Raw genomic sequence first — 540 nt, 5'->3', positions numbered from 1 at the left:
TTATAAGTAGGCGTTTGGTTGGTTATAAGTAGGCGTTTGGTTGGTTATAAGTAGGCGTTTGGTTGGTTATAAGTAGGCGTTTGGTTGTCATAAGTAGTATGATTATTTATTTACTATTTATAGATATTATTATAAAATATCTATAAATAAATAACAGAGACTAACACTATGGGTAATTTGATTGTAAAAGATAATGCATTAATTGAAGCTAGTCATAGATTGGGTGAAGTTGAACAAAGATTGGTATTATTAGCGATTTTAAAAGCTCGGGGTGTGGGTGATACCGTAGAACAGCTTAAAGATAAAATGCTGACCATACATGCAGACGATTACATCACAAACTTTGGCGGTACTCGTCAAGGCGCTTACAAAGCGTTAAAACAGGCTGTCATGGGGTTGTATCGTGCTGAATGGGGTTATAAATATCTAACAAATAAGGGTGAACAACGTGTGCGATATGAACGCTTTACGCAGTCCGCCGATTATGGACAATCGGAAGGAGCTGTTAAATTTATGTTTGCTAATGCTATTATTCCTTTA

Annotated in this window: 1 protein-coding gene; it reads left to right on the top strand. The window is 35.7% G+C overall.

Annotated elements, in window-relative coordinates; translation table 11 throughout:
* Positions 1-168: 168 nt before the first annotated feature.
* Positions 169-540: RepB family plasmid replication initiator protein (locus ACZBKJ_RS09950; protein ID WP_463200943.1), on the top strand; the 372-nt coding region annotated here is incomplete at its 3' end.

The organism is Moraxella sp. I5G, from assembly GCF_055193055.1.
Note: the sequence above shows the minus strand (reverse complement) of the source record. Positions and strands in the feature narration are given on the sequence as shown.